This window comes from Mycolicibacter sinensis, from assembly GCF_001673565.1.
GTDB lineage: Bacteria > Actinomycetota > Actinomycetes > Mycobacteriales > Mycobacteriaceae > Mycobacterium > Mycobacterium sinense_C.
Genome location: NZ_LZMF01000057.1, coordinates 1 through 25,458 on the forward strand (window position 1 = coordinate 1; position 25,458 = coordinate 25,458).

25 protein-coding genes are annotated in these 25,458 nt (G+C 62.2%); 17 read left to right on the forward strand and 8 right to left on the reverse strand.

Translation table 11 applies throughout. The features are described 5' to 3' along the window. The 12 genes from A5648_RS08670 to fadD4 form a co-directional block, all read left to right on the forward strand. Nucleotides 1-489: ABC transporter permease (locus A5648_RS08670; RefSeq protein WP_131810541.1), on the forward strand; the 489-nt coding region annotated here is incomplete at its 5' end. Nucleotide 490: 1 nt separating this feature from the next. Continuing rightward, nucleotides 491-1,351, forward strand: coding sequence for an ABC transporter permease (locus tag A5648_RS08675; RefSeq protein WP_234787366.1), 861 nt, complete (start codon nt 491-493; stop codon nt 1,349-1,351). A gap of 6 nt (nt 1,352-1,357) precedes the next feature. Then, on the forward strand, nt 1,358-2,509 hold the full coding sequence (locus A5648_RS08680) for an MlaD family protein (protein WP_065024148.1): 1,152 nt from the start codon (nt 1,358-1,360) through the stop codon (nt 2,507-2,509). Then, complete coding sequence (locus A5648_RS08685) at nt 2,503-3,513, forward strand: MlaD family protein (protein WP_065024149.1); 1,011 nt, start codon at nt 2,503-2,505, stop codon at nt 3,511-3,513. The genes A5648_RS08680 and A5648_RS08685 overlap by 7 nt, the downstream gene beginning before the upstream one ends. Beyond that, nucleotides 3,501-4,475, forward strand: coding sequence for an MlaD family protein (locus A5648_RS08690; protein ID WP_428844325.1), 975 nt, complete (start codon nt 3,501-3,503; stop codon nt 4,473-4,475). Before A5648_RS08685 ends, A5648_RS08690 begins: the two co-directional genes overlap by 13 nt. Then, complete coding sequence (locus tag A5648_RS08695) at nt 4,475-5,587, forward strand: MlaD family protein (RefSeq protein ID WP_165607323.1); 1,113 nt, start codon at nt 4,475-4,477, stop codon at nt 5,585-5,587. The genes A5648_RS08690 and A5648_RS08695 overlap by 1 nt, the downstream gene beginning before the upstream one ends. Then, entirely contained in the window at nt 5,584-6,597 is a 1,014-nt protein-coding gene (locus tag A5648_RS08700) for an MlaD family protein (protein WP_082966391.1), read from the forward strand. Before A5648_RS08695 ends, A5648_RS08700 begins: the two co-directional genes overlap by 4 nt. A 41-nt stretch (nt 6,598-6,638) precedes the next feature. Further along, nucleotides 6,639-7,556: an MlaD family protein gene (locus A5648_RS08705; protein WP_234787368.1), complete on the forward strand. Its 918-nt coding sequence runs from the start codon at nt 6,639-6,641 to the stop codon at nt 7,554-7,556. A 14-nt stretch (nt 7,557-7,570) separates the two neighbouring features. Continuing rightward, entirely contained in the window at nt 7,571-8,293 is a 723-nt protein-coding gene (locus A5648_RS08710) for a hypothetical protein (protein WP_065024153.1), read from the forward strand. Nucleotides 8,294-8,302: 9 nt separating this feature from the next. Further along, nucleotides 8,303-8,887, forward strand: coding sequence for a hypothetical protein (locus A5648_RS08715; RefSeq protein WP_131810542.1), 585 nt, complete (start codon nt 8,303-8,305; stop codon nt 8,885-8,887). Between the two features lie 31 nt (nt 8,888-8,918). Next, nucleotides 8,919-9,719: an RsiV family protein gene (locus A5648_RS08720; protein ID WP_065024155.1), complete on the forward strand. Its 801-nt coding sequence runs from the start codon at nt 8,919-8,921 to the stop codon at nt 9,717-9,719. A 25-nt stretch (nt 9,720-9,744) separates the two neighbouring features. Beyond that, complete coding sequence (gene fadD4 / locus A5648_RS08725) at nt 9,745-11,280, forward strand: fatty-acid--CoA ligase FadD4 (RefSeq protein WP_065024156.1); 1,536 nt, start codon at nt 9,745-9,747, stop codon at nt 11,278-11,280. Here fadD4 and A5648_RS08730 read toward each other — a convergent pair. Then, on the reverse strand, nt 11,264-11,827 hold the full coding sequence (locus A5648_RS08730; RefSeq protein ID WP_065024157.1) for a TetR/AcrR family transcriptional regulator: 564 nt from the start codon (nt 11,825-11,827) through the stop codon (nt 11,264-11,266). The genes fadD4 and A5648_RS08730 overlap by 17 nt on opposite strands. Before the next feature lie 379 nt (nt 11,828-12,206). Between A5648_RS08730 and A5648_RS08735 the strand changes: the two genes are divergently transcribed. The 3 genes from A5648_RS08735 to A5648_RS25075 all read left to right on the forward strand — a co-directional run bounded on the left by A5648_RS08735 (nt 12,207) and on the right by A5648_RS25075 (nt 14,631). Continuing rightward, a complete protein-coding gene (locus A5648_RS08735) occupies nt 12,207-12,509 on the forward strand; it encodes a hypothetical protein (RefSeq protein WP_065024158.1) in 303 nt (100 codons plus the stop codon). A 68-nt stretch (nt 12,510-12,577) separates the two neighbouring features. Continuing rightward, a complete protein-coding gene (locus A5648_RS08740; protein ID WP_065024159.1) occupies nt 12,578-14,077 on the forward strand; it encodes a class I adenylate-forming enzyme family protein in 1,500 nt (499 codons plus the stop codon). A 344-nt stretch (nt 14,078-14,421) separates the two neighbouring features. After that, nucleotides 14,422-14,631, forward strand: a complete 210-nt coding sequence (locus A5648_RS25075; RefSeq protein ID WP_165607321.1) for an HAD-IA family hydrolase — start codon at nt 14,422-14,424, stop codon at nt 14,629-14,631. Nucleotides 14,632-14,682: 51 nt separating this feature from the next. Here the strand turns inward: A5648_RS25075 and A5648_RS08750 are convergent, their stop codons facing one another. Both A5648_RS08750 and A5648_RS08755 read right to left on the reverse strand, forming a co-directional pair. After that, entirely contained in the window at nt 14,683-15,744 is a 1,062-nt protein-coding gene (locus A5648_RS08750; protein WP_065024161.1) for an acyl-CoA dehydrogenase family protein, read from the reverse strand. Next, nucleotides 15,745-16,992, reverse strand: a complete 1,248-nt coding sequence (locus A5648_RS08755; RefSeq protein WP_082966393.1) for an acyl-CoA dehydrogenase family protein — start codon at nt 16,990-16,992, stop codon at nt 15,745-15,747. Between the two features lie 54 nt (nt 16,993-17,046). Here A5648_RS08755 and A5648_RS08760 point away from each other — a divergent pair, with 54 nt between their 5' ends. Together A5648_RS08760 and A5648_RS08765 are read left to right on the forward strand one after the other, a co-directional pair. Beyond that, nucleotides 17,047-18,027, forward strand: coding sequence for an acyl-CoA dehydrogenase family protein (locus tag A5648_RS08760; RefSeq protein ID WP_065024162.1), 981 nt, complete (start codon nt 17,047-17,049; stop codon nt 18,025-18,027). A 500-nt stretch (nt 18,028-18,527) separates the two neighbouring features. Then, entirely contained in the window at nt 18,528-20,642 is a 2,115-nt protein-coding gene (locus tag A5648_RS08765; protein ID WP_065024163.1) for a molybdopterin-containing oxidoreductase family protein, read from the forward strand. Here A5648_RS08765 and A5648_RS08770 read toward each other — a convergent pair. The 5 genes from A5648_RS08770 to A5648_RS08790 all read right to left on the reverse strand — a co-directional run bounded on the left by A5648_RS08770 (nt 20,639) and on the right by A5648_RS08790 (nt 25,454). Then, nucleotides 20,639-21,334 (reverse strand): nitroreductase family protein, encoded by a 696-nt coding sequence (locus A5648_RS08770; protein ID WP_342707250.1) that lies wholly within the window; start codon nt 21,332-21,334, stop codon nt 20,639-20,641. The genes A5648_RS08765 and A5648_RS08770 overlap by 4 nt on opposite strands. 454 nt (nt 21,335-21,788) lie before the next feature. Continuing rightward, nucleotides 21,789-22,622: an SDR family NAD(P)-dependent oxidoreductase gene (locus A5648_RS08775; RefSeq protein ID WP_065024164.1), complete on the reverse strand. Its 834-nt coding sequence runs from the start codon at nt 22,620-22,622 to the stop codon at nt 21,789-21,791. 3 nt (nt 22,623-22,625) lie between these two features. Continuing rightward, complete coding sequence (locus tag A5648_RS08780) at nt 22,626-23,783, reverse strand: acyl-CoA dehydrogenase family protein (RefSeq protein WP_234787369.1); 1,158 nt, start codon at nt 23,781-23,783, stop codon at nt 22,626-22,628. Between the two features lie 31 nt (nt 23,784-23,814). Beyond that, a complete protein-coding gene (locus A5648_RS08785) occupies nt 23,815-24,591 on the reverse strand; it encodes an SDR family oxidoreductase (protein ID WP_065024165.1) in 777 nt (258 codons plus the stop codon). Beyond that, nucleotides 24,591-25,454, reverse strand: coding sequence for an enoyl-CoA hydratase/isomerase family protein (locus A5648_RS08790; RefSeq protein WP_065024166.1), 864 nt, complete (start codon nt 25,452-25,454; stop codon nt 24,591-24,593). Before A5648_RS08790 ends, A5648_RS08785 begins: the two co-directional genes overlap by 1 nt. Between the last annotated feature and the right edge of the window lie 4 nt (nt 25,455-25,458).

Here is a 25,458-nt window from a genome sequence, read left to right on the forward strand (position 1 = left end):
GCCGGCCTCCTGATGGGCGGTGCCGCGGCGTCGGCAATCGCCTCCGATCTGGGTGCCCGCGCGATTCGCGAAGAACTGGATGCCCTGCGGGTAATCGGCGTCAATCCGATCCGGCACCTTGTTGTGCCGCGTTTTCTGGCCTTGATTCTGCTGGCGCCCGTGCTGTGCGGCATCATCATCGCCTCGGCGGTGATCGCCTCGTTCGTGTTGTCTCTGGGTGTCAGTGATGTGGCTCCCGGAACGTATTGGCTGTCCTTCGGTGCGTTCGCCAAGATGGTCGATGTCTGGTTCGCCCTTGGTAAGGCGGTGGTGTTCGCCGCGATCGTCGGGATCGTCTCGGCTATTCGGGGCATTGAAGCCAAAGGCGGGCCGCGTGGCGTGGCGGACGCGGTGAACGCAGCCGTCGTGCTCAATGTCGTCGGGATCTTCATTGCGAACCTTGCCATCACCCAGGTTCAAACGATGTTCTTCCCCATGCAGGTGGCCTGACATGAGCAATCGGGTAGGCGCACCGTCACGTTTCGCTGGTGGATGGAGACGGCTCCTTTCGCCGTTCCGACAGCTGGCTAGGGACACCGGCCAGTGGGTGGTGTTCGTGTCGCAGTGTATTTATCTGCTGCCATTGACCTTTCGTAAATATCGCAGAGAGTCATTGGACCGGATGGTGAATCTGGCCTGGGGGCGTGGCTCGCTGCTGGTGGACGGCGGCGTCATCAGCGTGCTGGTGGTTCTGGGCCTGGCCATCGGCAGTATGGTGGCCATCGAGGCATGGTCCACGCTCAATATGATCGGGTTCGGTGCGCTGTCAGGAATTGTCGGTGGCCTGGCAAACGTTCGCGAGATGGGCCCGTTGGTAGCCGGAATCGCATTCGCTGCGCAGTGCGGCACCCGGATGACTGCCGAGATCGGGTCGATGCGCATCGCCGAGGAAATCGATGCCACCGAGGTGATGGGTCTGCGCCCGATACCGTACGTCGTCGGCACCCGGCTCATCGGCGGCATGCTGATTGTGGTTCCCGGCTACGCCCTGACGATGCTGACGAGCTTCTTCATCTCCAATTTCATGATCCAAGGTCTGTACCACGCGCCGGGCGGGACGTATAACCACTACTTCGTTCAGTTTCTGTCCCCGACGGACCTCGCATATTCGACGATCAAAGCCGCAGTCTTCGCGTTTGCTGTGATCATGATCCACTGCTACTACGGATATTTCGCGTCTGGAGGCCCTGTGGGGGTAGGTGAGGCCTCGGGTCGCGCGGTCCGAGCCAGCTTGGTGAGTGTGATGACCCTCGACTTGATCATGACCATCATGATGTGGGGATTCAAGCCGACCTTCCTATTCAAGGGATAGCCGGCGATGACGATTCTTCACGCTTCAGCGCAACAGGAAACACGCATTCTCGAGCGGATCGGTCTGCTCGCCATCACCTGCGTAGTCCTCGTCTCCACCGTCTACGCGACATTCAAGCCGTCGGCAACGAAGTCCGCTGAAACACTTGCCGTGATCATCGAAGCGCCCTATGTCGGACAGGGGGTGCAGTCGGAAACCCCAGTCATCATGCACGGAGTCAAGGTCGGCGAGGTGACGTCGATCGCAAGTATCCCCGGCGGCGGGGTCCGGATGGGAGCTGTCCTGCAGCCCGGCCCCGCGCAAGGACTGACGGATAGCTTGCAGCTTGACTATCGCCCGGCCAATTACTTCGGGATCACCGGCATCAACATTACGCCCGGTGAGGGTGGTCGGCCGTTGCGCAACGGTATGCAGCTGGCGATCACCCCGGAAGGAAATTTCAGCCTCCAAGCCCTGCTATACCGCTTGGGCGCGTTGACGCATGGCGTGTTCGATCAACGACTCATCCGTGTCTTTGAGCGTGCCACACAATACGTCGACGGATTAAACCCCCTGTTGGAGACTGCCTTAATGGTGGGCAGCGCGGTGGCCCATGTCCAAACAGTAAGCACTGCGCAGCTGTTGAGGAACACCACTGGGATCAGCATCGCTTTTCCCGCGGTCATCGACGCCGCGACGACGACGGCGGATATCTTTTTGAACAGCTACTACGGCTTGGGGCATAACCCGGACACCGCTCAGAGCATCAAGGATAAAGCGAAGTACTACAAGATCGTCGACGCCGAAGGTAAACAGCGTTACGAGAACAACGAGCGGCTATGGCTGGCCAACCGAGACAACGATGTGTTCTTCGATCGGCAGGTCGTGGCGCTGATGGACAAAGCCCGGTCCGACCTGTTCGGTCAGATCGGCAAGCTCGAATCGTCGCACTCCGATGACCTGTTTCCGCTGGTGGACAGCATCCGGGGCATAGTCGACGCGGTACCTGAGATCTTCAGCCCCGAGGATTTCGCCGAAACGGTCATGGATCTGCGCGGGCGATTCGAGCGCATCTATGGAAGCTCCCCGGACCAGCACTCGCTGCAGGTGCAGATTGTGCTGGATCGACTCCCCGGAGTTGCGGCGCCGCTGGCCTACGCCCCGGGGGAACCATCATGAAGCCCAAATCGGCGCTATGGCGATTCGTCCTGGTGAGTGCTCTCAGCGTGGTGCTGCTGATCATCGTCTCGAACGCGATCCGCCAACCCGTCCGGGCATCTACCTCGACCTACCGCGCAGAGTTCACCGACGTATCCGGTCTGGCCGAGGGCGCTGATGTGCGGGTACGCGGAGTACGTGTCGGCAAGGTGAAGGGCATCGAGCTAAACCACCGCGGTGACGGCACCAACATCGCTGCCGTAGCTCTCACCCTGGAGGATCGGTTCACGATCGGGCCTGATACCCGACTGGCGGTGAAGTACCAGGCATTGACGGGACTGCGATATGTCGATCTGCAGAATCCCATAGCGGGGGATGATGCCGGCGTCCAACGGATAACTGAGGTGCCGACAGCGATGACCCAACCGTCGTTCGATATCACCATCTTGTTCAACGGCCTTCAGCCGGTACTCGCGACTCTCAGCCCAGAGGAGATCAACACCTTCACCGACAACGCCGTAGCCTTCCTGCAGGGTGACGATGGCGGACTCGGACCCATGCTCGACAGTATTCACAGGCTGACCAGATTCGTCGCCGACCGCCAAGACGTGATCGCAACGTTGGTACGCAATCTCAATACGCTTGCGGATGGAGTTAAAGGGCGGTCAGAGTATCTGACGCAGATGCTCGATGAGATCGAACTGCCAATCAACCAAGCTGTGTCGATGGCCGACGAGTTCCGCAAGTCGCAGATCGCAGGTGCAGATTTCACCGGTACGGTGATCCAATTGCTGGCCGCTGCCGGTCTACGGCCCGGAATCGAACCAAGCAGGGCATTGGACCAGGCGCTGACCAATACTTACGACGCCATAGAGGCATTCAAGCGGACGCCGGTGATTTGGGAGAACATTCCGCCACCACCGGAAGCGGGTGGCCCGGTGCCGTGCTCCAAGGGTCGCGCTCAGCTTCCCGAAGCGGTGGATGTGTTGCTGAACGGACAACGGATAGTGCTATGCAAGAAATGAGTTCCGGTCGTTCCCAGCGCTTCTGGGGTGTGGCCGCGATGGCATTGATTACCGCTATCGGTGTGACAGCGGCAACTCTGTACATCAAACCGCCGGGTGAAAGCGCCATAACGTTCTACACGGACGATGCGGCCGCACTGCGGCCCGGCGACACCGTCCGCGTGGCTGGCGTCGTCGTCGGTAAGGTCAAAGACCTTGCGATTGAGCCGGATCAGGTCAGAGTGCGGGCCAGCGTTAACAAGAAGGCCTTCGTCGGCGATCAATCGCAGATTCAGGTGCGAATGTTGACCGTTGTCGGGGGCTATTATGTCACCATTGTTCCGTTGGGAAAACGGCCTCTGGGGAATCTCGCGATACCAAAGGAACGCGTGACGATGCCCTACAACTTGATGCAGGTCCTGACCGATTCGACCAAGATCACCGAAGGCGTGGCGACGAAACCCATTAAAGAATCCATTGACCAGTTTCAGAATGCCTTGACTGGGACCAATACCGAAACCGTTTCGGCCATCTTGGATGCCGGTAACAGCGTGACAGATATGCTGAGCAGGCAGCGAGGGCAGGTCGGTAGCATCCTCGACCTCTCCGATGAGTACATCGAGAGGTTGACCAGCTACAGTCCGCAACTAGAACAGTACCTACGCCGGATATCGATACTTGAGCAGACACTGATCTTGTACGGCAAGGCTTTTGGTGACGGTCTTACAAGGCTCGGCGGTGTTGGCTGGACGCTGGGGCCGGCAATCGATGACTACTTCGCGCACCGAGATGACTTTCTTGCCCGGATCCGCAACATCCTGGGCGATTTGCGAACCATCGAAACCCGTCACGGTGCGACGGTCAGAATGCTGCAGCGTATCCACGATCGAATGGAAGTGGCGTTGGACAAGCAGAACAACTTCACGCGGCCCGAACTCCTGGCTACCGATATCTGTATTCCGATACATGGGAGCCCATGCTGATGAACGCTCCGTTTGGGTGTGACAGACGTCCGGCGCTGGCACGGATTTCTCGCGCCCTAGTCGCCGCGGCTGTGGCCTTGAGCGCTGTCTCCTGCGGGCGTGAACACGAAGAGCGGATGTCCACGGAACAGTTCTGTGCACACATGTCGGACAGTGTGGGCCTCTACGCGGGTAACTCAGTGACTCAGATGGGTTACAAGATCGGGACTGTCGACAGCATCACACCCACCGACACCGAGGTGGAGGTCCGATTCACGCTGACCGAGAGTCGTCCGCTGCCGGTTGATGTCAAGGCGATCACCCGTTCGACGTCGGTGTTGGCCGACCGGTCCCTGGAGCTGGTGGGAAACTATCGTTCGGGTCCCCGGTTGCCGGCGGGTGAGTGTATTCCGCGCGAGCGCACGCTCACCCCGTTGAGTATCTCCCAGGTGATCGGTTCGGCGACCAACTTTGTCAATGGCATCAGCCCCGCCGGTTCAGACAATATCAGGGATGCCTTGCGTGGTGTCGGGGAGTCTGCCAAGGGCAATGGTGCAGGGTTGAATCGACTGTTATCCGTGTCGTCGGAATTACTCGACAACCCGGACCAAAACATTGCCGACATCGGAAAGATCGTTCGCAATACCGCCGATCTGACATCGATGTTGGAGAGGAACCGGGCGCCACTCCGGGAGATCCTGGAGGACACACCGGTGGTTGCTCCTGAATTGGTGAAGGCCGTAGGCGGTGTCGATGGCCTTGCCGCCGTCATCCACCCGATGGTCGCGATTGTGGGGGATTTCGAGACCGAACTGGGTGATGATATCCAGCTGACCTTGGACTTCGTCGCCGATGCGATCCGTCACCTAAGTCCGCACTACAAAGGTATTGCGAACTTGTTGAACCCGGTGCCACGCTTCATCAACACCATCTCGTACGAGTTGAATAATAAACAGTTCAATGTACTCCGGTGGCGACCGCCAATTTATCGCGTTCACACTCCCAATGGGCTGGTGGTATGCGGCATGATGAATCAGTCGATGCCGGGCAGCTGTGCCGACGTCAACGGTCAACCATACGCGGTGGACATCGCACTGCTGCAATATGTATTGCTGGAGGCGGCGCGCCGATGACACATCGTATACGGCTCGCCGTCGCCGCGGTGATCAGCGGGATAGCATTGCCACTGACATCGTGCGCGGGAACCAACGCGCTCAGCGTCGACGTGATCCCGGTGCCCGGCAGCAACGCCTCCGGCGGGTACGACATCATTCTTGAGTTTGCGAACGTTCTGAACCTTCCGGACCGGGCCAAGGTTGTGATGGACGGAACGAAAGTAGGCTTTGTCAAAGATATTTCGTTGAAGGCCAGCGGTGTCGAAGTGACCGCACGCATCGACGACGGCATCCTTGTACCGTCGGACATCCACTCAGTTTTGCAGCAGGCCACGGTGCTGGGCGACACTTACATGGCATTGGAACGCAACACCGATGCGGACGCGCCGAAGTCCCCCCCACTGCAACCGGGCGGTCGGATTGCGTTGTCGCAAACGACGTCGCCGCCTCAACTAGAAGATACTCTTGCGAATCTAGCGAACTTCGTCGGCAGCGGGTCGATTCAGCGGGCCCAGAATTCGGTAATCAAGATTAATCGCATCACGCCGTCCCGGCCCGAGATTCGGGCAATGGCTGCTCAAGTTGCTACCGATCTAGATGACCTGTCCAACAACATCGACAACGTGGACCTCTGGCTCGATGGTTTTGCTCAGTCGGCGGCTGTGATGGCGGCAAATACCCCGAAATTCGATACCTGGTTCACGCCATTGGGAGTTCGAAGCTTCGCCCATGTCTTTGTGCTGGTGCATTTTATGGCGCCGATCATGCCGACCATTGGTAGTATCTACTACAACGGATATTGGCTGGTGCCTGTCCTTTCTTCGGCGGCCGCGGCGATCGCGGCTATTCAGAAGGGCAAGTGGGTATTCGAGGACGAGGTGCACAAATGGGAGAGGTTGGTCAACGATCAGATTCTGCCCCAGGAAAAACACCCTGCTATCAACATCACCTCGATCGTTGACTCGGATGGGCGGGATCTGACCAACAATGTGCAAGAAGTATTGCGCATGATTGGAGCCACGCAATGAGATTAAAAACAGGCTTGGCCATAGGCTCGTTCGTCCTATTCATGGTGATGATACTGGGATTCGTACAGTATGTCAGGTCGTTGGGGATCACCGTGCGGCCGCCCGAACACCGCACGAACCTCTCGATGGAAGTGTCCGATATCAATAATATCGTGGTAGATGCCAACGTGCTGCTCCGCGGGGTGCCCGTGGGAAAGGTGACGGGCGTTGACACCACGACAGCGAACGCAATAGTTCATTTCTACGTAGATGACGCACATAGGATTCCGATAGACAGCACCGTGCGGTTAGATAATCTCTCCGCACTCGGTGAGTCGTATATCGAATTAGAACCGCGCAGTACCGGCGGCCCGGTCATGCGCGATGGCCAGCGAATCGCGCCACACGATGTGAAGCAGCCTCCATCGATATCTGAATTGGGTACCAGCGTTGTACGGGTACTCAACGAACTAGACCCGGATCAGCTGAGTCGTGTGATCGACGAGGCAGATGCCGGGCTTCCGGATCCGCATGTGGTCCTGCCTAATCTGTCCCACGCGAGCCTGGTGCTGCGCAACACCACCGCGGATTTTCACGGGACCGGACAACGACTTCTCGGGAATATGCAGACATTGTTGCGAAATGCGGGATTCGTCGGTCCCGCGTTGGCTGCTACCGCGCCACCGCTCAAAGATATCGGACCGGCTATATCTATCACGTGGAACGACGTATGGACGGCGGGTTTGTTCTTACTGCCGACTGACACCTTGACTTTCAGCGCCTTGCTGACGCGTCTGCAGAGGTTCCTCGATGACAGGGGAGGCGATCTCAAGATTCTGGGCGTGGCAACCTCCGGGAACATGAAGCTAATCGCCAACGCGTTGAGGAACTTCGACAGCACCCAGGTCATGAAGAACCTACAGGCGACGGTTCCCGCGGACGGCCCGATCGATATCCATGTAGCGGTTCCAGCAGGATAGACAGAGTATTGACTATGGAAGCCAACGTTTGCACGGGAACAGAAGAGGAGGTGGGCGCCATCTCTGAGCAGAACGGGGCCGCCGACCAGAAGGACGACGTCGACAATGAACGCCCTGATGCGACAGGGGACGACGCGAAGTCAGGGGAAACCGAATCGGTTGTTGCTGAGTCGGTGGCGGGAGCGCCGAAGACGGCATCCACCAAGGGGGACAGCCGTCAGATATCCATCTCTGTGCGAACCCTGGGGTTCGCTGCGCTTGCTGCGGTAGCCGTGGCCGCGGCGGGTATCCCTACTTGGCTGTACTTCGGGGAGCGGGCCAAGGTCGATGCCCATGAGCGCCAGGTTGCGAACTACCACCACGCCGAGCAGATAGCCCTGGACTACGCGGCCAAGGCGGCGAGGATCGATTACCGGGATCTTGACGGGTGGAAGAAGAACCTCGTCGACAATACGACACCGGAATTAGGGGACAAGCTAGCGGAAGCCGGTACATCGATGGAACAACTACTGGTGCCCTTGCAGTGGAATTCGACAGCCACACCCCTCGTTGCCAAGGTGCGGTCCGATGACAATGGCATCTACGTGGTAGATACGTTCGTGGGTGTGAACACCAAGACCATGCAGGCGCCGGAGGGGTTGCAATCAACTGCGACATACAGCGTGACCGTGGATAGCAATCACGATTGGCAGATCAGTGAAGTCGGTGGTATCGGCTCAGTTGTCGGCCCGAAGTAGGACGCGAACATGACCGCGATGTCATCACTGAGCAGGGGGCGGCAGGGCGCGTTTCCTTGGTCGTACAGGGCCTCTGGAACTGGAGGCCGTGTACCCGCTGGCCTCATCGGCGCGGTCCTGCTCGTCGCGGTCAGTGGCGTGGCGCCAGCCCATGCGGATGCGGTCGATGTGTTGAAATCGGCGATTGATGCCGTGCATCGTGAGGGTGGGTGTGTGCCACTGCAATGGGAGCCCCGACTGGCCGAAGTGACCGAACGGACCGTGCATGAGGTCCAAGGATGGGTCACTCACACCGCAACCTTCCTGCCCGTCGAGGACACCACGTTGATGTCGGAGCTGCGCCGAGTCAATTACCGCACGATGAAGGCGAGGATGCTGTCCGGCTACGCGGACGACTTGACCGGGGGGGCTGGAACCTACCAGGACAAGGCCGTCAAGGCCACGATCCTGCAGGGACGGTCATTTGACGTGCTGGGCGATTGCTCGTATACGAAATTCGGAATGAGTGCCCTGAGTGATGACGGCAGCCAAGGATGGCCCTCGACTCCACCGAAAAGTTTTGCCGTCACCAGCGTGGTGCTTGCGAGCGACTAACGGCACCGGCCGGATAAGGAGCTATTAGGACATGCGAAAGGTCGCGTTGTTGCGTGCCGTCGGCTTGGCCGGCGTCGTTGCTGCTCTAGTGCTTTGTGGTGTGAGCGCCATCGGTTCCGCCGACGCGCCGGCACTAGGCGGTCCAGCCGTAGACGCGTGCCGTGACCTGGGCGGGAGTATCCAGGCCGGCACGATATGTCACGTCACCGAGAAAACCGATGCGTACTCGATCGATATGCGGTTCGGCGTGGACTACCCCGACGGCCGCGCGGTCGCTGATTACGTACGCCGGTTACGCGACGATTTCGTCAACACCGCACAAGCGCCCGGAGCCAAGAACCTGCCCTATCAGATGTTCGTCGGACTACAGACCTTCAGGTCCGGGCAGCCGCTGCGCGTGGTGCCGAGTCTGGGCCAACGATTTCCCGGCGCGCAGGCATACGGACAGCCCTGGCAGGGCTCTGAGACCATGGTGCTGAAGAACTTTCAGCGCTTGGATGTCGATTCGGTCACGCCACGATCGCGGTACAAGACATTCACCTATGACCACAACAGGAACCGGGCGTTGAGCTTCGGTGATCTGTTTCCGGCCGACTCAAAACCCCTCGAGGCCATCTATCCATATGTTGCAGCCGATTTGGAGCGCAAACAGATTGCCCGGCAATATAAGCTGTCGCCAAAAGACGGCCTGGACCCAGCTCTTTACCAGAATTTTGCCATCACGGACGATGCCTTGATCTTCTTCACCGATCAGGGCCGCCTGGTGCCGGACGAGGCAGGGGACATCCAGATCGAGATTCCGCGCAATAGTATCCCGCCACTGGAGATTTAGCGGTGAGTTCCGTAGGACCAGAACAGTGCAGATTCGTCAGCACATAGATTCGCAAAAGCCGGCACTCGTCCTGCATCCGTCCGGGACAACCGTGAGTTTTGCCGAGTTGGAGGCCCGTGCGAACCGTTTGGCCCACCATTTTCGGCGGGCAGGTCTACGTGAGGGCGACGTGATTGCTGTCGTGATGAACAACAACGAACACCTACATGCGGTGATGTGGGCTGCCCGCCGAACCGGCCTGTATTACGTCGTCATCAACACGCATCTCACTGCCGCTGAGTCAGCCTACATCGTGTCGAACAGCGGAGCGGCCGCAGTGGTGGGAGCGCGGGCTACTGCCGACCTCTGCCGTGGGATCGAGATGGAGTTAGGTTCTCGAATGCCGGCGTTGCGCATGATTGCCGACGCTGAAATCCGAGGTTGGCAGCGCTATCCGGCATGTGTGGCTGATTATCCCGAGACGCCGGTGCCCGATGAGCGAGAAGGTGATCTGTTGCAGTACTCGTCGGGCACAACCGGGAAACCCAAGGGGATTGTCCGGGAGCTCAGCGGCCTCACCCCGGCCGACGCGCCGATGCTGCTGACACCGATGTTCGACAGGCTCGGGATCAACCGGGACTCAGTGTATTTGAACCCTGCGCCGTTGTGTCATACAGCGCCCGCTTACTGGTCCATGTCGGCTCAGGCGGTGGGTGCCACCACCGTGGTGTTGGAGAGGTTCGCTGCCGAAGTTGCACTTGCTGCGATTGAGCAATTCCGCGTCACGCACGGTCAGTTCGTGCCCGCCATGTTCGTACGCATGCTGAAACTTCCGGAGGACGTCCGAAGTTCGTACGATCTGTCCAGTCTGCATCGAGTGGTGCATGCGGCCGCCCCCTGCCCGGTGGGTATCAAACAACAGATGATCGACTGGTGGGGTCCGATTCTCGACGAGTTCTACGCGTCATCGGAGGGCGCGGGAAGCACGTACATTACTGCTGAAGAGTGGCTGACTCGGCCGGGTTCGGTGGGAAAGCCACTGGTAGGAGTTCCACACATCGTCGATGACTTCGGTTGCGAACTGCCACCCCGAGAAGCGGGGGAGATCTACTTCGGTGACGGCATGGAGTTCAGCTATCTCAACTACGACGGAACGACTGCCGATTCACGCAACGCGCAAGGCTGGGTGACTGTCGGGGACATGGGCTATTTAGACGAGGATGGCTATCTGTTTCTCACCGACCGTCGTCACCACATGATCATCTCGGGAGGAGTCAATATCTATCCGCAAGAGGCGGAAAACATGTTGATCACCCACCCAAAAGTATTGGACGCTGCGGTATTCGGTATTCCCGATACTGAGATGGGACAGCAGGTGCAGGCCGCGGTCCAGACTGCGGACCCTGCCGACGCCACGGCAGACTTCGCCGCCGAGCTGATTGCCTGGCTTCGCGATCGATTAGCGCACTACAAATGCCCACGTTCGGTGGGATTCGAGAGACAGTTGCCACGCAGTGATACGGGCAAGCTCTACAAGCGCGAACTCGTCGAGAAGTACGCGACGCTCAGTGCGGCCGAATGAAGGCCGCCAACACGAGATCGACCAGGCCTTCCGTGTAGCTGTCGGACTCGCGGGCCAGTTTGGTTATCTGCGACGGAGGTGTGGCCAGGCAGTGCATAAGCAGGCCGCCGAACAGCGCGTCGAGGAGCAGTGTCATTGGGGTGTTGGCCGGTAGATCATTGCGGGCGATCGCCCGGTGGGCGATATTGCGCATGGCGGTCACGTTGCCGTACATGAAGTCTTCCCAGCGAGGGGCGAGTTCGGGGATCAGCCGTCCCTCTGCGGACAGTCGCAGCAGCGCGTCACCCGCGTCCCCGGTCAACAACGCGAAGATGCTGCGGGCTATGGCCAAGAGATCGCCGCGCACGGAACCGGTGTCGACGTCGTAGGGGACATCGATGCGGGCCTCAAGTGTGTCCAGGAGCAGAGCGGTATTGTCGGACCAGCGCAAATAGATCGATGACTTGCCGACACGAGCTTCTCGGGCGACCGCATCGATGGTGAAGCCGGCCCAGCCGACCCGACCGTAGAGTTGCACCGCGGCGTCGCGCACCCGCTGCTCGAGCATCGGATCTCGCGGCCGGCCCGCGACCCCGTTGGTTGTCTGGCTCAATCTTTGCCCCGGTGGTCAGCAGGAGTGGGGCGTCAGACGCTTCTCCTGGCGTTTTCCTGATGGTATTACTGGTGGACGGACCGCGGACCACCGGGATTCCTATCAATGGTCGTCTGCCCGGCTGGATTTCATTTCCAGAGCCGCCTGGTCGCTGCTCTTCGACCGTGAGATGCGTGATCGCGCGGCCGCCGGGGGTGACGGTGGAAGCGCGAACCGCGCGCGTCCGGAGCGTAAGAGCTCGGAGGCCCCGATACCGATTCATGTAACCAGGTTGTATTATTAGGCGGAGCTCGAGCCCGTCGAGGACGGTGGACTGTATGAGGAGGGTGCGCACGTGATCAAAAGCGGTGCACGACTTGAAAGCCAAGTCTGCGACACGCAGGTTATCGTGGTGAAATCTGCCGACAGTCTCGACGATCTGCGCGCCGGCGGTCATCCCATGGTGCCCATCGGAACGGCTCACGCCGATGGGCTGACGCCCCATTCTGACTGGACTTCGGGTGCATTGATGGGGAAACGTTACGTCGATTCGTCGGGTGCTGAAGTGCTGGTCACTCGCGCCGGTGTCGGAACGCTAACCGTCGGCTTGACCGCCATGACACTGAAGGCGGCGGCGCCGTTGCCTGCCAGCGACTGACGCTGCGGAGGCCAGGGCAGGGCAAGGCGTTGACGCGCCGGTGTCCGCGTGTGTGAAAGGTAGGACGGTTGACTCTTTCGCTTCTGCTGGAGATGGCCTCGGGTGATGCCGACCGAGTTGCCGTCGTTGATGGACAGCATCGGTGGTCGGTCGGCGATCTCAGTGAAGTGACCGGTGGGGGAGCCGGTTTGATCACTGCAAGTGGTGCACGCACGTTGGTCTACGTAGGGCTCGGGGGGGCCTTGCTGCCGGCGCTCTTGTTCTCGGCCGGACGCGCGGGGGTTCCGTTCTGTCCCTTGAACTATCGACTGGGTGCTGACGGTCTTACTGCTCTGCTGGCACGACTGCCCGAACCGCTAGTCGTAGCCGATCCTCAGTATCGTGATGCAGTCGAAGTCGCATCCGCGTTCGAAGTCCTCGACAGCGCTCAATTCCTGCGCCGTGCTGCCGAGGCTGAGCAGGCAGACGTGCTTGTTGACGGCCATGAGGTTGCGGTCATCCTCTTCACTTCGGGGACTACCGCACGGCCAAAGGCGGTTGAACTCTCCCACGAGAACCTGTTCAGTTATGTCACTGGCACCGTCGACTTCGGTTCGGCCGCACTACAAGACGCCGCGCTGGTATGCGTGCCGCCCTATCACATCGCTGGTGTCGGAGCGGTGTTGTCGAACATGTACGCCGGACGCCGCCTGGTCTACCTGCCGACCTTCGATCCGGCCGCGTGGATCGCGCTGATCGACACCGAGCAGGTCACCTCAGCGACGGTGGTGCCAACCATGTTGGACCGGATCGTGTCGGTGCTGGAACAGCAGCCGGCGCAGCTGAGCTCGCTGCGCACCCTTGCCTACGGCGGCTCGCGGGTTCCGCTTCCCCTGGTGCGAAAGGCCTTGGCGCTGTTGCCCCATGTCGGCTTCGTCAACGCCTACGGACTGACCGAGACCAGTTCGACGGTCGCGGTCCTGACACCCGAGGACCATTGGGCCGCGCTCGACCCCGTCGACACGGTCGCAGTGAACCGACTCGGTTCGGTGGGACGCCCGGTACCGGGCATCGAGGTGCAGATCCGCGACGGACAGGGTCAGGTACTGGCGGCCGGTGGCACCGGCGAGCTGTACCTGCGCGGGCCGCAGGTCTCGGGCAGCTATGCCGAGATCGGATCGGTACTGGACTCTGAAGGGTGGTTCCCCACCAAGGATCTGGCGACCATGGATCAGGACGGCTACCTATTCGTGCACGGCCGTAGCGACGACACCATCATTCGTGGCGGGGAGAACATCGCGCCCGCCGAATTGGAGGACGTACTGGTCGAACATCCATCGGTCCACCAAGTCGCGGTGGTCGGTGCCGACGATCCCGAATGGGGCCAGATCATCGTGGCCGTGGTGGTGGCCGAACCGGACACTGCCCCGGCCGTCGAGGAACTTCGTAACTGGGTGCGTGCGCGGCTGCGCGGATCGCGCACGCCCGACCGCGTGGTGTTCCGTGCCGAACTTCCGGTGTCGCCGACCGGCAAGATCCTGCGCCGAGATTTGGTCCGGGAGCTCAATGAGGGGTCTACCGCCCCCTAGTCTGGAGGCCGATGTGTCGAGTTCGGATACGGGTGTGCCCACGCTGTTGAGTGATATGGCGGGGTGCTGACCTCGCCGGTCCCTGCGGCGTTTGCCAATGTTTGCGCGTTGTTCGGCATTGACCTCAACGGGTTCGTGGCAGGCTGCCGAATGGGTGATCCGGCCAGGCGCTTCGCAGGACTGGAGTGGGTGCTCGACGATGTCGGGTTCGCCCGCGTGGTCACGCCCATTCTCACCGAGCACGCGCACGCACCCGTCGACGGCCTGGTATGGGTGCGCGAACTGCAGCGATTCCTTCGGATCACTGGAGCGTTACCCGTGGGCGTCATTGCCCCACTTCACCGATGCGGTCATCTCCTCAGTGGTCGGTATGCGCAAGCGGTCCACGTATCTATGGACTCGTACTAGAGCGGTGTGGCAGGCCGGCGCAAGAGTGCGTGTTCATCGACGACTCCGAGGCGAACCTCGGTCCTGCCCGTGCACTCGGCATCCGTAGCATTCACCATCAAGGTCCGGCGACGACGATCGCCCAACTCAACGCTATCTTCGGCTGACGGCGACGCGTCGAATAAATTTTGGTGCAACGGTATTGCGTTAGAGGCTGATCAAGCGTCGAGCAGGCTCGCGGCGATACGCGCCCGGTGCTCGGCGGGTGAACCGTATGTGAGCTCCAGGGCCTTTGCCCGGCGCAGGTACAGATGCAGATCGCACTCCCAGGTCACACCGATGCCTCCGTGTAGCTGAACGGCTGTGCTGACCACCTCGATGGCATATCCGGTCGCAACCGCCTGTGCCAACGGGGCCGCCCGGCCGGCGCGGCCGTCCTCGGCCAGTGCCCAGGCGGCTGCGTAGACCACCGAACGGGAATTCTCCACCGCCACCAGCATGTCCGCCAGCCGGTGTTTGACCGCCTGGAAGGTGCCGATCGGCAGGCCGAATTGGTGGCGCTCTGTGGTGTACCGCGCGGTGCTGTCCAGTGCGGTCGACGCCGCGCCGACGGCTTCAGCTGCCGCAAGAGTCCAGAGTAGCTCGGTGGGGCGGTCGGGTGTCTCGTCGACGGCGAGTATTTCGGCCGCGGTGCCGGAGAACTCGGCAGCGGCTGCGGGCCGGGTGCGGTCGACGGTGGCCAATGCTGTGATCTGTGCGTTGCCGGTTACCAACCAGCGCAACCGGTCGTCGATGACTGCGGGTACCAGCAGGATGGTCGCCGCGGCGGCATTCGGGATCAGCGGCAGACGGCCATCGAGTCGCCAACCGTCGCGATCCGACCGGACGCTGATTGCGGCCAAGTTGGACTTGGTGGGTGACACGATGCCGGCGACCTGCTCGGCGCGGTTCAGCGGGATCAACAGTCGCTTGCATTGACCCTCGGAGCCCAGCCGCGCGATGGTGTCGCCAGCCGCGGCGTGCTCGCTGAAGGGCACTGCGCCGGCAACGCGGCCTAGCCCTTCGGCGATCAGCACCTGTTCGACCGGGCCGGCCCCGCCTCCGTCGTAGGCCTCCGGCCCACCGACTCCTAGGAGCCCGGAGGTACCCAGCGCTGACCACAGTCGGGCGTCGAGGGTGGCGTCGGAGTTGTAGACGGCTCGGGCGTTACCTACCTCGGCGCAGACTTCGCGCAGCAGACTGCGTAGGGCCTCGTGCTCGTCGGTGAACTCGAATTTCATCTATGCATCGGCCCATGGGTCTCGGGGCTGACCGAGGATGCGCTCGGCCAGCACGTTGCGTTGGATTTCGGAAGTGCCGCCGCCAATGGTGGATGCGCGGGTTCGCAGCCAACCCAGCGCCCACTTGCCCTTATTGGGCGCGTTTTCTGCGCCACGATCGAGGATGGCGAACTCGCCGCCCAGGTCAAGTGCCAGTTCGTGCAGGTGCTGCTCGACGTGCTGGCCGAACAGTTTCGACATCGCTCCCTCAGGCCCGGGTTGGCGGCCTGATAGCACCTTGGCGAGGTTGCGCATACCGTTGAGCCGCACCAGTTCGACGTCGATCCAGCCCTGGGCGATACGGTCGCGCAGATAGGGATCGTCCGCGGCACGCACACCGAATGCGTCGGGTGTCTTGGCCATCGCGATCGACTTGCGTAGCGTGGCAGTCAGCGCCATCTGCTGGCCCATGAACAGGATCGCGCGCTCGTTGGCCAGTGTCGTGCGGGTGACGTTCCAGCCATCATTCAGTCGGCCGACCACATTGGTCATCGGCACCCGGACCTCGTCGAGGAAGACCTCGTTGAACTCGGCATCGCCTGAGATCTGGCGGATCGGACGCACATCGACGCCGGGGGCGCGCGTCGGGACCAGGACGAAGCTGATGCCCTGGCGTTTGGGCGCGTCAGGATCGGTGCGCACCAGGGCGAACATCCAGTCAGCGACCTGGGCGCCCGAGGTCCAGATCTTCTGGCCAGAAATCACCAGTTCATCGCCGTCGATTTCACCCCGTGTGCGCAGTGCGGCCAGGTCCGAACCCGCGCCGGGCTCGGAGAAGCCTTGACACCACACCTCGCTGCCATCGAGCATCGGGGGCAGGAAGCGTTGCTGCTGCGTGGGAGTGCCGTGAGCTATCAGGGTAGGGCCGCAGAGGTTGAGGCCGATGCGGCCGGCCAACGGTGGCACCCGCCGTTCGGCGGAGATCAGGTAGAAGAGCAGTTGTTGGCGCGAAGTAGCCGACCGACCGCCGAACTCCGGTGGCCAATGGATGGCCGCCCAGCCCCCCTCAGACATCCGCGCCTGCCACTTGCGGGCCAGGGAGTGCTTGTCCATGGCGGACGTCGCCATTGCGTAATCAGCATGTACCGCTGGGAGATTGGCGTCCAGCCAGCTCGACCATTCAGCGCCGAAGGCGGCATCGGCCTCAGACAGGTCGATGTTCAGTTCGTCGAGTCCGGCCGGGGCGGGTGCCCTGGTGTCATCCTGCACCTAAATACTATAACCTGGTTGTTCAATTGGTCGTCTAGTGGTTCGGAGTGCGCGTTGTTCGATGAACGTTGGCCGGAAGAGGCTGAGGAACTCGCGGATGCACTGGACGGCATCCTGGTCAAGTACTGCTCGCCGGCAGCGCTTCGGGTGATGGAGGCCGACGGGTCCGAGTCGACCGACCGTCGTGAAGATCTTGATCAGGCATTGCAGAAGTTCGGGTTGGGTGACTTGCCTGCCGAGCCCTGCCTGTTGACTCGGGCGGCGGTAAGCCTGGGTGCGCGTTTGGCGCCGGTGCCATTCGTCTCAGCGACGCCGGCACGGGTGATTTTGGACGAGTCCGATGTGGCCAATGGCGTTGACCGCGCCACGATTCCGTCCGGGCTGCCGAGGGCTGTGGTTGCCTCGGGGGGGAGAGTCGCCATCGCCGACGTCGCGGGCGAGATACGGCGCAGTGCCAGTGGCGAACGGTTGGTTGTGATAGGGGATCTCACCGGTCAAGCGGTAGATGCGGACGTCGACGCGTTGCGTGCCTGGGGATTTCTTTTAGAAGCGGCGCAACTGGTCGGGGCAGCGAAGGCTCTGCTTCGTTACGGCGTCGGCTATGTGTCCGAGCGGCATCAATTCGGTGTCCCGGTCGGCAGCTTCCAGGGTGTGGCGCATCCGCTGGCTGAGACCGCGACCGCCCTGCAGGCGGCCGATCTGCTGACCCGGCATGCCGCCTACTTGGCCGATTGCGATGGCGCGGTCCCACTGTTCGCTGCCGCAATGGCAGCGGCCAAGGCGCGGACGGCCTCGCGATTTGCGGCCGGTACGGTACACCAGGCGCTGGGCGGTTATGGGTTCACTGTTGAGGCAGACTGTCAGCTGTATTCCCGCAGGATCCGCGCTTGGACTGCGGCAATGGCCGACCCGATGCCGACTTTGGGCGTGCTGGCCCGAACGCTGTCCGACCCGGCGACACGCGATCAGGTTACCGACCTATGGCAGTTCGATCGGGGATTCGCATTGCCGCGCTGGGCCATGGAGGCGGGCTGACTCGCGCGGCGTGTGACAATGCCTGGGCGTGACGGTACGCCGGAAGCCGAGAAGCGGCTCGGGGGCGACTGCGTGATCTGACATTCTTCCGGTTGCGCCCCTTGCGCAACGTGCTCCGCTTGATCTCCAGGCGATCAGCAGCAGGTGGAGATGGCGTAGCCAAACCTAATGAGAGCTGCGAACCAACGACTCAGAACCCTTGAAGTACTTTGCTAGGTCATTGTACTGCAACAGGTTTCGTTTCATTCTGGCGATAACCATCGGGGAGGGCACAGTCGGCTCGGTCCGCAAGACCCTGTTGCGTAGCCGCTGTGGCACGGCACACTCCCAACCCGAGCAAGTTCTGCTAGGCACCGCATTTGCGTCGCGGGGTGGGTTTCGATCCGTTCTCTTGACAAGACGCGCCTCGAACTATAGATATAGTTAACCAGGTTGGTCAATTGACCTCGCCGGGGCCGAGTGATCGAACACCACGCGTTCACGTCGATGAGGGGTGCCAGGTGGCCGAGGTGCACACTACGTGCCGGATCTGTCAACAGAAATGCGGGCTCACAGTCACCATCGAGGGTGGTCGCATCAAGCGCATTGGGCCCGATAAGGAGCATCCGCTGAGTTGGCGTGACTTCTGCGTGAAAGGCCGTGCCGCGGGTGAACTCGTGCACCACCCTAGACGCATCACGACCCCGATGCGCCGCTGCGGTGACAGGTACCTGCCGGCGACCTACGGCGAGGCATACGACGACATCGCGACCAGGCTTGCGCGCATCGTCGGAGACGGTGGCGCGGACTCCGTTGGCTGCTTTTACGGCAACCCCGCAGGATTTCACCCCAGTGCACTCGGTGGGTTGCTGCGATTCATGATGGCCCTCGGTTCTTCGAACCTGTTCAACTGGGCGTCCGTGGACACCAACGCCAAGACGGTTACATGCGGCGAAATGTACGGTGTGACGCTGCTACCCCTGATACCGGACGTGGACGCATGTGATTGTCTCTTGCTCGTCGGTGCCAATCCTGCGGAGAGCAAGATGAACTGGGCGTCGTCCGTGCCCAACGGATGGCGGCGCATTCTTGACCGTGTCGATGCAGGCGCGGATCTTCTGGTCGTGGATCCTTACCGCACGCCTACCGCCGCCCGGGCCACCATGCATCTGCGCGTGCGGCCTGGTGAGGATTGGGCGCTGCTGCTGGGCATGGTGAAGACGATCTTCGACGAGCGGCTGGAGGACGCGGCGGCCTGCTCCGCGGAATCGGGAGGAGACGACCTGCGCACCCTTGCGGCCGAGGTGGATTGGGACGTGCTGACTCGGCGCAGTGGCGTGGCGCAAGCCGTCATCGAAGACGCAGGACGGCGGTTCGGCGCTGCGGAGACGGCCATCGCCCTAGCTCGTACTGGACCGTCACAGACGACCCGAGGAACCCTCGCGCTGTGGCTCACGGAGGTTCTCGGCGTCATTACGGGCAATTGGGATCGGCCGGGAGGACGGTACTTTCAACGCGGCTTCGCGCCGGTTGAGTTGAGCGAGTACGCCCCGGAGAAGGAGCCTCGAGCGCGGCTGACTGGTCGACCAGCCATCGGCGGATGTCATCCTCTGGCAGACTTGCCGGCCGAGATCCTCACACCGGGTCCCGGCCAGATCCGGGCCCTGTTCGTTGAGCACGGCAATCCGGTCGTGGCCGGCCCGGACGGCGCGAATCTCGACCGCGCGTTGGCCGACCTCGACTTGTTAGTGTGCGTGGACATGGTGCAGCGTGAGAGCCATCGGCACGCCGACTGGCTCATCCCGGGCACGCACTGGCTCGAGCGTGACGAGCTGGTGGACCCTCTGTTCGCCACGTTTAACGAACTGCCATTCGTTCAGTTCACTCCGATGGCGTTGCCGCCACCGGTGACGGTACGCGAGGAGTGGGCGTTCTATCAGGAATTGGGCGCGACGCTGGGACTCGCCGGGTATGTCCGTGACCAGCCGGCGGACTTCGAAGACCGATGGCGTGAGGCGGTGGAGGGTGGCAACCGCACCACCTGGGACGAGGTCAGGGCAAGTCCGCACGGCATCGTACTGGGGACGCGCGAGTTCGGGTATGCGCGCAGCATGCTCAAAACTCCCGGCCAGCGAATCCGTTTGGCGCCACGGCGTTTTCTGGACGAAGCGCGTCGCCAGGCGGTGTCGCATGTCGACGTAAACGATGGTGAGTTCCCGTTCTTCCTCGGCAATCGTCGTCGGCTGGAGTCGATGAACTCGCATCTCAATGACTTGCCGAGTATTCGCCGGCTGCTTGATGGCAACGGTGTCGAAATACACCAGGATGATGCTGTCGAGCTGGGCATCAGCACCGGCGACATGGTCCGCATCAGCTCGCCGACGGCGAACATCGACCTCGGTGCGGTCGTATCCGCGAATCCGAGGCCGGGCACAGTAATCATCGAGCACGGCTGGGGCTCCCGGGTATTCGACCCAGTGTCGAGTCAGACGCCGGATGTTGTGGGGGTCAACAGGAACCTATTGACATCAGCCCGCCACGAAGACCCGTTGTCGTACATGTCCGGTTTCAACGACACCCGCGTCGCCGTCAGGCGCGTTGACGGTCCGTCAGACGACCTGAACCAACCAAGCTAACTCCGCCACGGTTGATTTCCCCAGCGGTCGAAGTGGGCCACCTCACCCACCGGTCGCCGGTTGTTCGGTCCATATTTACCGCGTGGCCAGCCGAGCGGGATCACCCCCACCGGTGTGACGCTGCGGGGCAGGCCGAGGACGCGACGCAACTTGCCGAGACGCCACAGGGGCAGCGAGATGAATCCTGCGCCCAGAGCTACCGCACGCGCCGCCAGCAACAAATTCTGCATCGCCGGATATATCGACGCGTACGGCGCGGAGTTGCACATGATCGGGCGGAGCGGGATTCGACCCGTCCAACACGCCACGATGACCACAAGTATTTCGTGGAAATGGTCGCGCTGCCACTCGATAGCCTTCCAGGTGCGCGCCCACGCCGCGTCGGTGCGCAGGCGCCGACGGTAGTACAGCGACATGCTGGGAAAGCCGCTGCGGTTCAGTCGCGCCAGCTCCGCTCGCACCAAGGCGTCTTTGACGATGACGAAGGCAGCCTTCTGCTCGTTGCCCCCATTGGGGGCTTTCGTCGCGAGTTCGAGGACACGTTGAAGCACAGCATCATCCACCGGGTCCGGGTGCAGGCGCCGGATCGCCCGCTGCGTCTCGACTACGCTCTGTAGGGGCATCGCCAGTCCGCTCAGCGCCGCCTCGACCGTGGGGTTGAGGCCGGCGGAGGCCGCATCTTCTGTCGTCACGATCGCCTTTCATCGACTTGACGCGGACTATTCGCGGCTGTACTGGCCGACCGGCTGACGGCGTCGCCGAGACAGTCGGTGTGTCAGTATTGCCCCGCCGCTCGCATGACACGCACTGCACCGCGCCCTACTCACATGATGATATAACCTGGTTATCGAACGCGACGTGCCTCAGTCGTCGCGCAACCGGCGGCTCGATTGGACGCCGCAGCCCAGCGGAATGCCGCGCGCCGACTATGTGCATGGCGGTTTTTCATCGCCAATCATGTTGGTTTGATGCAGAGTTCACGCACTTTAGGACCGCCCCAGCAGATCCGAGGGCGCGAACTCGGTGTGGCGGGAGAACCTTCGTGCGCAAGCACGTTCGGCGGTCTCCCACCCGGTCCCGTGCCACAGTGGGAGGGGCACTACAAGAGATACAAGCCAGATTGGGTGGCCGGCGCCGGCCACCCCGTCAGAGGTACTCGGACCCACCGTCGACATTGAGTAGTACACCGTTGATATAGCTCGCGCGCTGAGAGACCAGGAAAACGATGGCATCGGCGATATCGTCCGGTACCCCGAGTCGGGTTCCCCAGGTGGCCTGATGCCAGCGTGCGTTGGCGTCGGCGAAGTAGTCGTCTTCACTACCACCCGTTTCAGCCATCCACTGGCGGCGCTTCTCGGCGATCTGCTCGTTGACGATCATGCCCGGCAACACCACATTGGCCCGGATGCCCTGCGGACCATATTCGCGGGCAAGGTTTTTGGTGAAATGCGCCAGGGCGGCCTTCTGTGCCGAATAGTGCGCGATCCGCGGGACGAAGTGCCGCATCGACATGGCCGAGGTGGTCACGATCGCCCCGCCGCCCGAGTCCAGCATCAGCGGCACTCCGGCCCGGCAGGCGCGCACCGACGTCATCAGCACCGACTGATACGACCGGTCCCACCAGTCGTCGGGCTCGGTGACCGATTCCCCGAGTTCGCACAGCCCGACGGTGTTGACCAGGATGTCGAGCCGGCCGTGCTCGGCGGCCACCGCCTCCATCAGTTGCTCCGCCTGACCGGTCTCGGTCAGATCGGCGGCGATGGCCTCCGCCGATACCGCACCGGCGCTGCGGGCATCGACCGCCACGGCCTCCAGAGCGGGCTTGGCGGCATAGCGATAGTGTTCATCGCCGTCGGTATGTCCGCGCGAACAGACAATCAGATGCACGCCCTCAGCGGCCAGCCGCAGGGCCGTGGCCCGTCCCATGCCCTGGGTGGCGCCGAGAACTAGCGCTACCTTGCCGTGCAGTCCGAGATCCATGGCTCAGCCTCGTGGCAGGCCCAGCCAGCGCTGGGCGATGATGTTGCGTTGGATCTCACTGGTACCGCCGATGATCGACAGCACGGTGGCCGCTCGCAGGAAGTGCTCGGTGTCCTCGGCCAACCGGTCGCCGCTGTCGACGATGTAGGCATCCGGCCCCAGCTCATCGACCAGCCACTGCGCCACCCGCTGCGCCACGGCCGGCCCGTGCAGCTTGCTCATCGAGGCCTCGCCGCTGGCCGACTGCCCACGGTCACCCAGCGCCACCACCTGCTGGCCCAGCAGCCGTTCGGCCTGCAGTTCCATCACGAACTCGCCGATCTGCCGGTAGGTGGCATCGTCGAGTTCGATGCCGCGCTCGCCGATGCGATGCAGGTATCGGGCCAACAACAGCCGCGCCTCGCGCCCGCCGAAGCTCATCGAGCGTTCCATGTCCAGCGCCCGCGACATCATTGACCACGCCTGGCCTTCTTGGCCGATGAGGTTGCGAGCCGGCACGGTCACGTCATCGAAGAAGCAGGCGTTGACCCGCCAGCCGCCCATCACCCGCACCGGCTGGATGGTCACCCCGGCAGCATGCGCATCGATCATCAGCAGCGACAGCCCCTTGTGTCGGGAGCTGTCCGGATCAGTGCGCACCAGAGTGAAAATCCAGTCGGCCAGGTGAGCGCCGGAAGTCCACATTTTCTGTCCGCTGACCACGAAATCGCCGTTGGTGTCGCGGGCGGCTCTAGCTCGCAGTGCGAGCATATCGCTGCCGGCCTCGGGTTCGCTGTACCCACCCGCGTAACTCCACGAAGCATCGAGGATATGTGGAAGATGTTCGGCAGCAAGTTCATCCGGACCGAAGGTGGCCAGCATCCAACCGACCGCCTCGGCCTGTTCCAGGCCGTAGGTGGGCAACCCGGCCGAGTCCATCTCCTCGTAAGCGATGAATCGGTCGGTCTGGGTGGCGGGCCGGCCGTGTGGGCCTGGCCAGCCCAGGCCGATGACATCCTGACGTACCAACCACGGATGAAATACCGTGGGCGCCTGACGGTCGCTTTCCAGTGCGGCCATCTCGGCATGCATCGCTGCCATATCGTCGGCGCTGAATTCGTCGATGTGCGAGCGCAATTCGTCACGCCGTTGGGATTCAGCCTCGTCGAGACGGAAACGCATGGGGATGACTACCTTTCCTGTCCGCCGACACTCAAGCCAGCAGGCTGTAACCGCCGTCGACCGGGATGGTCAGGCCGGTGACGAACTGGAAATCGCTGGACAACAGCGACACGATGACCGAGGCCAGTTCGTCGGGGTGGCCCAACCGTCGCAGCGGGGTCTTCTGGGCCACCGCGGCCTGCATGTCGGCCACCCCGGCGATGATGTCCTCGCCGCCGTGGCCGGGGTTGTCCACCAGCGACGGTGATATGCCGTTGACGCGAACACCTTTGGGTCCCAGCTCGGCGCCGAAGTAGCGCACAAGGTTCTCCATGGCCGCCTTTGCCGGGCCGATGGCCCCGTAATAGCGGGCGTAGTGGTTGGCGCCCAGGCTGCTGACCGCGACGACCGAGCCGCCGACCTTCTCCAGCTCGGGCAGCGCGGTGCGGACGGCTTCCCACAAACCCCACACTTGCACATCGAAGACGCGGTCATACTCCTCGCGGGTGACTTTCAGGGTGCGTCCGGCGATGATCGGCACCGCGGTGGTGACCAGCCCGCCCAGGCCGCCGAGAGCCTCGATGGCGGCGCCGACGAAGCCCGCGGCGTCGATGCCCAGGTCGCCCCGCACCAGTACCGGTTCGGGACCACCGGTGGCGCGGGCGAGGGCCTGGGTTTCCTTGGCAGCGGCGTCGTTCTCCAGGTAGCCGATGGCGCAGTAAATGCCGGCTTCGGTCAGCTGCACCACAGTGGAGCGACCGATGCCCCGGCTGCCGCCGATGACGAAGACCTTGTCCGGCAGGGAGCGGGTGTATGAGTGATCTGTCACTATGCTGATCCTGTTCCGAAGTGCTCGTCGCGCTTCTTGAACGCTGCGCTGGTACTGCTCTTCTTCCGCTCCTTGACGAAGTTGAACTCGTCGGGCTCGAACCGCAGGTTGGTGCCGTAGCTGTGGAACAGGTAGGCGGTGGTCTCCTCCAGCCCCAGCGCCGAGCTCGCCTCCACCAGACGGTAGGCCTCCTTGGCGATGGTGATGCCGTCGGCCGGCATCTTGGCGACCTGGCCAGCCAGCGCCTCGGTCTCGGCGGCCACATCGGCCTCGTCGACGAACCGGGTGAACAGTTTCATCGACTCGAACTCCTCGGCGGCGGCCATCCGCCCGGTCAGCATCAGATCACGCATGACCACCGGACCGAGCCGGTGCAGGAACAGCGAGACGTTGCCCAGCACCGGGCCTAAGAAGCGGGCCGCGGGCATACCGACCTTGGCCTGACGGGAGGCCACGACGAGATCGGCTGACAGCGCCAATTCGAAGCCCAGACCGAGAGCGTAGGACTCCAGTTGCACGATAGTCACCTTCGGGAATCCGATGAACTCGTGGAACATCCGCTGGCCCTTGCGGTCGACGGTCAGCCGGCGGCGCTGGCTGGGCCGGCGCTCGTCGCCAGGTGTGTTGTACCAGCCGTAGGCCCGGTTGAGGTCGACGCCGGTGGTGAATACCCCGCCGTCGCCGCGGACGATCACGATCTTGATCGCGTCGTCGTCGGCTACATCGTCGAGCAGGCGGCCCATCACCTCACAGTCCTCGGGCGCCATCGCGTTCTTCTTCTCCGGGTTGGAGATGGTGATCCGCGCGATATGGCTTTCATGATCCTTCTCCAGCCGTACGCGTTCGGTCTCGGTGGTGGTCATCGTT